Source organism: Citrobacter sp. wls716 (assembly GCF_005280975.1).
In the GTDB taxonomy this organism is placed as follows: domain Bacteria; phylum Pseudomonadota; class Gammaproteobacteria; order Enterobacterales; family Enterobacteriaceae; genus Citrobacter; species Citrobacter youngae.
The window spans coordinates 432,840-443,126 of record NZ_SZWX01000025.1 but is presented as its reverse complement, the minus strand read 5'-3'; the positions used below and the strand labels follow the sequence as shown (position 1 = coordinate 443,126).

Sequence of the window (10,287 nt, the reverse complement as noted above, 5' to 3'; positions counted from 1 at the left end):
TTTCAGGCTGACAAGGGGAAATTTAAAATAACTTTCCGAATGCGTGTTTTTTCACCAAAACCACCATTAACATGCCATAAAATAAGCAATTTGCCGTTTTTGCAGCCGCAATCACACTCCCTGATGGCATACTAATGAATAAGAAAAAGCGTAAGGAAGAACATTCATGCCTTTAAATGCCCAACAGATAGCTGCCCAAAAGAACCTTTCCTATGTTCTGGCAGAAAAGCTGGCTCAGAGAATATTAAAAGGTGAATACGCACCCGGCGCTATCCTGCCAGGTGAAATTGAGCTGGGCGATCAGTTTGGCGTAAGCCGAACTGCGGTAAGAGAGGCAGTTAAGACATTAACGGCTAAAGGTATGGTATTACCGCGCCCACGTATTGGTACACGCGTTATGCCGCAGGCAAACTGGAACTTCCTCGATCAGGAGCTGCTCACCTGGTGGATGACGGAAGATAATTTTCCACAGGTCATTAAACACTTTCTGGTGATGCGTATTAGCCTGGAGCCTCAAGCCTGTTCACTGGCGGCGACGATTGGTACGGCAGAGCAGAAAGCCCATCTCAATACATTAATGGAAGAGATGGTCGAGCTGAAAAGAAACTTCAGACGCGAACGTTGGATTGAAGTTGATATTGCCTGGCATGAGCACATTTATGAAATGAGCGCGAATCCATTCCTGATATCCTTCGCATCATTGTTCCATTCCGTTTATCAGACCTACTTTACGTCGATTACCTATAACGATGTGGTCAAGCTGGATTTGCACCAGGCCATTGTCGATGCAATAGAAGATAGCGATGGCGAACGCGCTTTTGCCGCCTGTCAGGCATTACTGATAGCACCGAACGAGCTCCCGGATAAATAATCTATGTCAGAAAAGAAATCGCGCAGTATGGCTGGATTGCCATGGATAGCCGCCATGGCCTTTTTTATGCAGGCATTAGATGCCACTATCCTCAACACGGCCTTACCCGCAATAGCACATAGTCTTAACCGCTCCCCGCTTGCTATGCAATCAGCCATTATCAGCTATACCCTGACAGTCGCTATGCTGATCCCGGTGAGTGGATGGTTGGCTGACAGATTCGGGACCCGGCGTGTATTTATGATTGCCGTTAGCCTGTTTACGTTGGGATCGTTGGCTTGTGCACTTTCCAGCTCATTAAGTGAACTGGTGGTTTTCCGCGTGATACAGGGTATCGGTGGCGCAATGATGATGCCTGTTGCCCGTCTGGCATTATTGCGTGCTTACCCGCGTAGCGAACTGCTCCCCGTACTTAATTTCGTGACCATGCCCGGTCTTGTTGGACCGATTTTAGGTCCGGTACTGGGTGGCGTGCTGGTAACGTGGGCCAGTTGGCACTGGATCTTCCTGATTAATATTCCCATCGGCATAGCCGGTATCTTCTATGCCCGCAAATATATGCCGAACTTCACCACACCACGCCGCGGCTTCGATATGACCGGTTTCTTTCTCTTTGGTCTAAGCCTGGTACTGTTTTCCAGCGGTGTTGAGTTGTTTGGCGAGAAACTTGTTGCCAGTTGGGTCGCACTTGGCATTATTCTCGCCAGCATTGTGCTACTGCTCGCCTACATTCGTCATGCGCGTCTCCATCCGACACCGTTGATTGCGCTTCCTATTTTTAAAACGCGAACCTTTTCTGTTGGCATCGCCGGAAACCTTGCTACTCGCCTGGGAACGGGATGCGTACCTTTCTTAATGCCACTGATGCTGCAGGTAGGCTTTGGATACCCGGCACTCATTGCCGGTTGCATGATGGCTCCGACAGCGCTGGGCTCAATTCTGGCGAAATCGATGGTGACGCAGGTACTGCGCCGGCTCGGCTACCGGACCACGCTGGTCGGTATTACAGTGTTTATCGGCCTGATGATTGCACAGTTTTCTTTGCAGTCTCCCGCCATGCCGGTCTGGATGCTAATTCTGCCACTGTTCATTTTAGGTATGGCGATGTCCACCCAGTTTACCTCAATGAATACCATTACTCTGGCCGATTTAACTGATGAGAATGCCAGCAGCGGCAACAGTGTTTTAGCCGTTACGCAGCAGCTGTCTATTAGTTTAGGGGTTGCCATTAGTGCCGCGGTTCTGCGTATCTACGAAGGTATGGAAGGAACCAATACGGTTGAACAGTTCCACTATACCTTTATTACAATGGGCGCGATCACCGTCGTATCGGCGCTGATGTTTATGCTGTTAAGAGCCAAAGATGGGCGCAATCTGATCAAAGATCGACATAAGCCTAAACCGACCCCCGCTCCATCAGAACAGGAGTAAGCTGCAAGCGCTGTTGCTGCAATGCGGGCTGTGCCATACGGTGGATTAACACATCAATGGCCAGTTCACCCAACTCATCTTTCGGTTGGTGAATAGTTGTCAGCGGCGGCGTCATATAACGCGCCAGTTCTATATCATCATAACCGACTACCGCCATATCCTGCGGGATACGCAATCCAGACTGATATAAAGCCTGATATGCTCCAACCGCCATCGCGTCATTGCCGGTAAAAACAGCCTGTGGGCGGTCTTTATGCGACAACAGCGTTTGCATAGCTTCAAACCCACCGCCAAACTCGAAGTCACCGGTGATCTCGTAACCGTCCGGGATAGCCAGCCCTGCACGCTTCATTGCCGCGCGATACCCTTCCAGGCGCAGACGCGCCGGTGTTTTATCCAGAGGGCCCGTGATGCAGGCAATGCGCGTAAACCCTTTTTCGATCAGATGTTGAGTGGCTAAATCCCCACCTAACAGGGAGTTATCCTGAATCAGATCGCTTTCACCATCAAAAGGCGACCAGTCCATCATCACGGTCGGTATAGAAGGGTAACGCTGCATGATTTCTCTGGAAGGCTGATGTGTTTCCGTGCAGAGCAGCAGCAAGCCGTCTACCCGCTTTTGCATCAACGTTTCCAGATTACGGTTCATACGCTGCTCGTCACCTTCGGTGTTGCACAGCACCAGGCTGTAACCGCGCTCAAAGCAGCTACGTTCAACACCACGAACCAGCTCAGAGTAAAAGGGATTAGTACTGGCTGTAATTAACATGCCAATAGTGCGGGTCTGATTCAGTTTGAGACTACGCGCCAACGCGGAAGGCGCATAGTTAAGCTCTTTGATTGCCGCATCAACTTTGTCAGTGATAGCCTCACTGACAAAGCGATCTTTATTAATGACGTGAGAAACCGTCGACGTGGAAACACCCGCCAGGCGGGCAACGTCCTTCATTGTAGCCAAGCGTTACCTCTGTTGACTTAAAAACGCTTCGATTTCTTCACGCCATGGAACGGAAGGCTGTGCACCTTTACGTGTGACCGCAATCGCGGCGGCAGCATGTGCAAAACGGATGGCTTCCGATAGCGGAGTCTCTTCCAGTAACGCTGTGATTAACGCACCGTTAAAGGTATCTCCGGCAGCGATAGTATCAACCGCGTCAACTTTAAAACCCGGTACTCGCTGACCTTCACCGTTTACACTGGCCCACACACCGCGACTCCCTATGGTAATCAGTACAGTATGGATCCCTTTCGCGTGCAATGCCTGCGCCGCTTTAGCTGCATCTTCATCGTTTTCTACCCGGATCCCCGTCAGCTTTTCAGCCTCGGTTTCATTCGGGGTAATAATATCCACCAGCGCCAGCAGCTCATCGGATAGTTCACGTGCCGGAGCTGGGTTAAGGGCGACCAGAGTCTTATTCTGATGCGCAATCTTTGCCGCAGCCAGAACGCTTTCGATCGGTGATTCTAATTGCATCAGTAACGCAGACGCCTGAGCAATACGGTCACGCTGTGCTTCTACCAACGCCGGAGAAAGAGCAGCATTCGCGCCGGCATGAATACCGATAACGTTCTCACCTTCGGCATTCACAAAAATCAGCGCCACACCGGTCGATTCACCCGAAATAACGCTAATCGGGGCAATATCAATATTATCGCGAGCTAACTGTTTACGAACACTTTCGCCAATATCGTCATCACCCGTACAGGCAATGAACGCGATATTCGCGCCACTACGCCCTGCAGCAACCGCCTGATTCGCGCCTTTACCGCCAAACGCCACCTGATATTGACTACCGGTTACGGTTTCACCCGGTGTCGGGAAAGAGTTAAGGTTGAGGATGTGATCGGCATTAATGCTGCCAAGAACAACGAGGTTGCCTGCGGTTTTCATGTTAGGTATTCCAAGTCAAAGTGCGCCACCGGGTTAGGGTGGCGCGTGCCCTGCTTTTCTTTTTACGCTTTCATCCTCAGAACAAGATCCAGGGATGGCGTATTTATGTCTCCATCAGGTCGCGAGCGGCCTGAATCGGTATTACTGCTTGATAACCAGCTTCAGGTCAACCGGATATTTAGCCTGAACCTTCTCGCCTTTCAGGACTTTATCCGCAGTCTCAACGCCTTTCGCGCCGATCTGATCCGGCAACTGAGCAATGGTCGCAGCCAGTTTGCCATCATTTACTGCTTTTTCGCCATCTGGAGTGCCGTCAAATCCAACCACCATCACATCAGATTTACCCGCCGTTTGCAGCGCACGCAGCGCACCCAGCGCCATTTCATCGTTCTGGGCAAATACGGCCTGCACGTCAGGATGCGCGGTCAGCAGGTTCTGCATAACGTTCAGACCTTTAGTGCGGTCGAAGTCTGCCGGCTGGCTGGCCAGTACGTTAAATTTGTGTGCCGCAACGGCCTGCTGGAAACCTTCGCCACGCTCACGCGCCGCAGACGTTCCGGCAATGCCCTGCAGTTCGATAACTTTCGCGCCTTCACCGGCTTTTTTCGCGATGTAATCACCCGCAATTTTTCCGCCCAGCACGTTATCAGACGCAATATGGCTTACCACTTCACCTTTAGACGCTACGCGGTCAAGGGTGATAACCGGAATCTTCGCCTGGTTAGCCATCTTCACGGCGTTACCCACGGCATCGGAGTCAGTTGGGTTGATCAGCAGGATTTTAGTCCCGCGAACCGTTAAGTCCTGAACGTTAGCCAGCTCTTTCGCCGGGTTGTTCTGCGAGTCCAGAATCACCAGGTTGTAACCCAGCTTATCTGCCTCTTTTTGCGCCCCATCCTTCAGGGAGACAAAGAACGGGTTATTAAGCGTGGAGACCACCAGCGCAATGGTATCTTTCGCCATCGCATTCGCGCTCACGGTGGCGCTCAGCGCAACAGCAGAAACCAGGGTAGCCAGTTTTTTCATGTTCATATTTAAGATGTCCTGTAATCGTTGTTACTGCTTTTTGTTGTCTACCAGTACCGCCAGCAAAATCACCACCGCTTTGACGATCATCTGGTAATAGGAGGATACACCTAACAAATTCAAACCATTATTGAGGAAACCAAGAATCAATGCGCCGATCAGCGTCCCAACAATGCGTCCTTTACCACCCGACAGGCTGGTACCACCTAATACCACCGCGGCGATAGCATCCAGCTCATAGCCTGTACCTGCCGTCGGTTGCGCAGAGGAAAGACGCGCCACTTCAATGATGCCCGCCAGCGAAGCCAGCAGCCCACAGAGTGAATAGACGATAATTTTGATTTTACTGACGCTGATTCCGGACAGACGCGTTGCCGCTTCGTTACCGCCCAGCGCATAGATATAACGACCCAGACGCGTGTGGTGCAGCATGTACCACGCCGCGAGGAAAACAATCCCCATAATCCACACCGGCGTAGGGATGCCTAATGGACGACCAATCCCGAACCAGCCAAACAGATCGGCATTATCAGTAAAACCGGTGTTTACCGGACTGCCGTTGGTGTAGACCATGGTCACACCGCGCAGCAGCAACATCATCACCAGGGTCGCGATAAACGCCTGTACGCGACCTTTCGCGACAATCACCCCGGTTACCGCGCCAATGGCTGCGCCGAGCGCCAGAGCCGCAGCAACAGCCACCAGCGCATTGACTTCAATCCCTACAATCGAAGCCGCAACCGCACCGGTCAGCGCCAGCAAGGAACCGACGGACAGATCGATACCCGACGTCAGGATAACCAGCGTCATGCCAACGGCCATGATGGCGTTCACCGACGTTTGCTGAAGAATGTTGAACAGGTTATTAACGGTAAAAAAGTTAGGGCTCATGGTGGAAACAATCGCGATCAGCACTAACAGAGCGATAAGCGACTTTTGCTCCAGAAGCCATGCTTTAGTGAAATAACGGCGACCAGAAACAGCCTGGGTAGTCATCTTTTTTACTCCTGATTCACGCGATTAAGCTTGCCCACAGCGGCAGCCATTAATACTTCCTGAGTGGCCTGCTCGCGAGTGAATTCACCGCCGAGATGCCCTTCATGCATAACGATAATTCGATCGCTCATGCCCAATACTTCTGGCATCTCAGAAGAGACCAGAATGATACTCAGCCCATCAGCCTTAAACTGGTTGATAAGCTGATAGATTTCTTTTTTCGCCCCAACGTCAACGCCGCGCGTCGGCTCATCGAGGATCAGGACTTTTGGACGGGTCATCAGACCGCGCGCAATCGCTACTTTCTGCTGGTTACCGCCGGAGAGCAGGCCGATAGCCTGTTCCATCGATGGCGTTTTAACATTGAACAGGCGAATAAAATCTCCCACCGCCTGCTGCTCATCTTTATGTTTAAGGCTTCCGCCTGCACGGCTGAAATAGCGCAGCGCGGTCAGTGACATGTTCTCTTTCACCGACATACCGAGCACTAAACCATCGCGTTTACGGTCTTCAGAAATATAGACGATGCCATTAGCCAGTCCATCCTGCGGCGAACGGGTGACAACTTCATGGCCATCAAGCGTGACGTAGCCGCTGGTGCGCGGCAATGCGCCGTACAAAACCTTCATCAGCTCGGTACGCCCAGCCCCCATCAACCCCGATACGCCAAGGATTTCGCCTTTACGCAGCGTGAATGACACATCGTTTACGCCAGGGCCGCACAAATTATCGACTTTCAGGCGAATATCACCCGGCGCTTTTTCCAGACGCGGGTACTGATCTTCCAGTTTACGTCCCACCATCATTTCAATCAGCGAGTCTTCGGTAAGCGATGCGACTTCACGCTCGGCAATAAACTGCCCGTCGCGAAAGACGGTTACGTCATCGCAAATCTCGAAGATCTCTTTCATACGGTGAGAAATATAGACAATGCCGCGTCCCTGGGATTTCAGTTCGCGAATGACGCGGAACAGGGATTCGGTTTCAGTATCGGTGAGGGCATCCGTCGGTTCATCCATAATGATGACCTTCGATTCAAAGCTCAGCACTTTGGCGATTTCAACCATCTGCTGATCGCCAATCGACAGCTCGCCGACCAGCCTGTCGCTTTTAAAGCGCAGATTGAGTTTGGCGAGCAGCAGATCGGCTTCGGCGTACATCTTCTTCCAGTCTATTTTGCCAAAGCGATTCACAAACTCGCGACCGAGAAAAATGTTCTCGGCAATAGTGAGTTGCGGGATCAGGTTCAGCTCCTGGTGGATGATACCGATTCCGGCTTCCTGGGAGGATTTCGGGCCGTTAAAGGTGGTCTCTTTACCCAGCCACAATAAGGAACCGGCATCACGGGTGTAGATTCCGGTCAGCACCTTCATCATGGTGGATTTGCCCGCGCCGTTTTCGCCCACCAGCGCCATTACGCGGCCTGGGTAGACATTCAGCGCGGCGCCGGATAGCGCTTTTACGCCCGGGAACGCTTTATCGATCCCTTTGAGTTGCAGTAATGCGTTCATGATGGCCTCAGAACGTGACGCCAGCACAGAGAATGATATTCGCATACGGAGAACATTCTCCGCTGCGAATTACCGCCTGACTGTCTGCGGTTTGTTTTTTGAATTGTTCATGCGTGGTGTAACGAATTTCTATGGTGTTTCCCTGGTGTTGTTGCAGTTGCTCAATGTGACTGAGCAACGTTTCGTGGAGTTGCGGATTATGTTGTTTAATTTCCGACGCGAGAATGGCCGCCTCGACCTGCATTTCACGTGTAACCACATCCAATACCTGCATAAAAGAAGGTACGCCCTGGGTTAATGCCATATCGATACGCGTTGTGCTGTTCGGGATGGGTAAACCTGCATCACACACCACCAGCGTATCGGTATGCCCCAGACGGGAGATCACCGATGAAATTTCAGAGTTGAGTACCGTGCCTTTCTTCATTTTCTTTCCCCACTAGCGAAACGTTTCGCTGAAGATAAGTGTAGTTCGAAGAGTGGACAGAAAACCACCGCGACGTTACGAAAATGTGATCACCATCGAAACGTTTCGCAAGGATTATCATGAGATGAAAAGAAAACTGAGAGGGGTCAAACAAAACGCCCCCTTTCACGATGAAAGAGGGCGTTAACAACATTAAATCTCGACCTGCGTACCGAGTTCAATAACCCGGTTCGGTGGGATTTCAAACTGGTCCGGCGCGCGCAGCGCATTGCGCTGTAGCAGCAGATACAGCTTGCCGCGCAGGCGCAGATACCATGGTCGTTTGCCGACAATCAACGACTCGTGCGACATGAAGAAGGAGGTTTCCATCATCCGACAGCTTAAGCCTTCCAGACCGCAGCGGTGGAACACTTCTTCAACGTTTGGCGTTTCACGCCAACCGTAGCTGGCCACCACGCGCCAGAAGGTAGGCGACAATTGCTCAATCTGCACTCTACGTACATTGTGTACATAGGGCGCGTCTTCCGTACGCAGCGTCAGCAGAATAACGCGTTCATGCAGCACCTTGTTATGTTTCAGGTTATGCAGCAGCGCAAACGGGATGACGTTCAACGCACGGGACATATACACCGCCGTTCCTGGCACGCGCACCGGTGGGGATTTCTCCAGCGACGCAATCATCGCCTCCAGAGAGTTACCGTGCTCATGCATGCGACGCAACAGACGGAAGCGTTCGCTTTTCCAGGTCGTCATAATAGTGAACATCACCAGACCCAGCGAGAGCGGCAACCAGCCGCCTGAAACGAGCTTATCGAGGTTTGCAGAGAACAACGGAACATCGATGCACAGGAACGCAACCAGGATCAGGAAGACAAAGTATTTATTCCAGTGCCAGTTTTGCCGCGCCACGGTCGTCGACAGAATGGACGTCAGTACCATCGTTCCCGTTACCGCAATACCGTACGCAGCAGCCAGATTACTGGAGTGCTCAAAGCTCACAATCACGATAACCACGGCGAAATAAAGCATCCAGTTTACGAAAGGAATATAGATCTGACCCGATTCCATTTCTGAAGTATGGATAATCCGCATCGGCGATAAATACCCCAGACGCACAGCCTGGCGCGTCAGTGAGAATACGCCGGAAATAACCGCCTGCGAAGCGATTACCGTCGCCAGCGCGGCAAGGATCAGCAGCGGAATCAGCGCCCAGTCCGGTGCCAGCAGGAAGAACGGGTTTTTGATCGCTTCGGGATGCTTTAACAGCAATGCACCCTGACCAAAATAGTTCAAAACCAGCGAAGGCAATACGACGGAGAACCATGCAAGGCGAATCGGTAACTTACCGAAGTGGCCCATATCCGCATACAGCGCTTCAACACCGGTAATCGACAGCACCACCGCGCCCAGCGCAATAAAGGACAGCGTTTTGAATTCCAGGAAGAAATGAACAGCCCAATACGGATTTAGGGCATGCAACACTTCCGGATTTGCAATAATGCTGCGTACACCCAGCACGGCAAGTACCAGGAACCATATCAGCATAATCGGCGCAAACAGCTTACCGACCATGCCGGTACCGTGTTTTTGAATCAAAAACAGCAGGGTAAGTACGATAATAGAGAGAGGAACAATCCAGGTGTCCAGTTGTGGAGCAATAATCTCCAGACCTTCAATCGCCGACATCACCGAAATGGCTGGCGTAATCACCACCTCGCCATAGAAAAAGCTGCCGCCAATCAATCCCATAATCACCAGCATCGAGGTCGTTCGCGCCGACGTATTACGCCCGGCCAACGACATCAGCGTCAGGATCCCGCCTTCCCCGGCGTTATCAGCACGCATAACAAATGACAGATATTTAACGGAAACAACCAGGATCAGCAGCCAGAAAATCAGCGAGAGAAAACCAAACACGGCATCACGTTCAACGCCAAAACCAAACTGCCCGGACAAACATTCACGAAGCGTATAAAGTGGGCTGGTACCAATATCACCGTAGACAACCCCAATGGCCGCGAGGGTAATCGCAGACAATGATTGCTTATTATCAGTGCTCATAGACTCGTCTTTCGTTTATACACATCATCGTTCAGGCTACCTCCGCGTTGGCTGCATTCGTTATTCCGCCCAT

Annotated in this window: 9 protein-coding genes; 2 read left to right on the top strand and 7 right to left on the bottom strand. The window is 51.6% G+C overall.

Annotation, left to right across the window (positions count from 1 at the left end; all coding sequences use genetic code 11):
• Nucleotides 1-166 precede the first annotated feature (166 nt).
• Together FDX24_RS09995 and mdtD are read left to right on the top strand one after the other, a co-directional pair.
• On the top strand, nt 167-871 hold the full coding sequence (locus FDX24_RS09995; protein ID WP_048213796.1) for a FadR/GntR family transcriptional regulator: 705 nt from the start codon (nt 167-169) through the stop codon (nt 869-871).
• 3 nt (nt 872-874) lie between these two features.
• Nucleotides 875-2,302 (top strand): multidrug transporter subunit MdtD, encoded by a 1,428-nt coding sequence (gene mdtD, locus FDX24_RS09990; protein WP_101742140.1) that lies wholly within the window; start codon nt 875-877, stop codon nt 2,300-2,302.
• Here the strand turns inward: mdtD and rbsR are convergent.
• From rbsR to kup, 7 genes are all read right to left on the bottom strand, one after another.
• On the bottom strand, nt 2,268-3,260 hold the full coding sequence (rbsR, locus tag FDX24_RS09985; protein ID WP_086523518.1) for a ribose operon transcriptional repressor RbsR: 993 nt from the start codon (nt 3,258-3,260) through the stop codon (nt 2,268-2,270). The two genes, mdtD and rbsR, sit on opposite strands and share 35 nt — an antisense overlap.
• A 3-nt stretch (nt 3,261-3,263) precedes the next feature.
• Entirely contained in the window at nt 3,264-4,193 is a 930-nt protein-coding gene (gene rbsK, locus FDX24_RS09980) for a ribokinase (protein WP_137364212.1), read from the bottom strand.
• A 141-nt stretch (nt 4,194-4,334) separates the two neighbouring features.
• Complete coding sequence (gene rbsB / locus FDX24_RS09975) at nt 4,335-5,225, bottom strand: ribose ABC transporter substrate-binding protein RbsB (protein WP_003023760.1); 891 nt, start codon at nt 5,223-5,225, stop codon at nt 4,335-4,337.
• Between the two features lie 24 nt (nt 5,226-5,249).
• Complete coding sequence (gene rbsC / locus FDX24_RS09970) at nt 5,250-6,215, bottom strand: ribose ABC transporter permease (protein ID WP_137364211.1); 966 nt, start codon at nt 6,213-6,215, stop codon at nt 5,250-5,252.
• Between the two features lie 5 nt (nt 6,216-6,220).
• On the bottom strand, nt 6,221-7,726 hold the full coding sequence (gene rbsA, locus FDX24_RS09965) for a ribose ABC transporter ATP-binding protein RbsA (RefSeq protein ID WP_003023764.1): 1,506 nt from the start codon (nt 7,724-7,726) through the stop codon (nt 6,221-6,223).
• A gap of 7 nt (nt 7,727-7,733) precedes the next feature.
• Entirely contained in the window at nt 7,734-8,153 is a 420-nt protein-coding gene (gene rbsD, locus FDX24_RS09960) for a D-ribose pyranase (RefSeq protein WP_003023766.1), read from the bottom strand.
• A gap of 192 nt (nt 8,154-8,345) precedes the next feature.
• Nucleotides 8,346-10,214 carry a low affinity potassium transporter Kup gene (kup, locus tag FDX24_RS09955; RefSeq protein WP_048213793.1) on the bottom strand — a complete coding sequence of 623 codons (1,869 nt, stop codon included), beginning with the start codon at nt 10,212-10,214 and terminating at the stop codon, nt 8,346-8,348.
• Nucleotides 10,215-10,287: the final 73 nt, after the last annotated feature.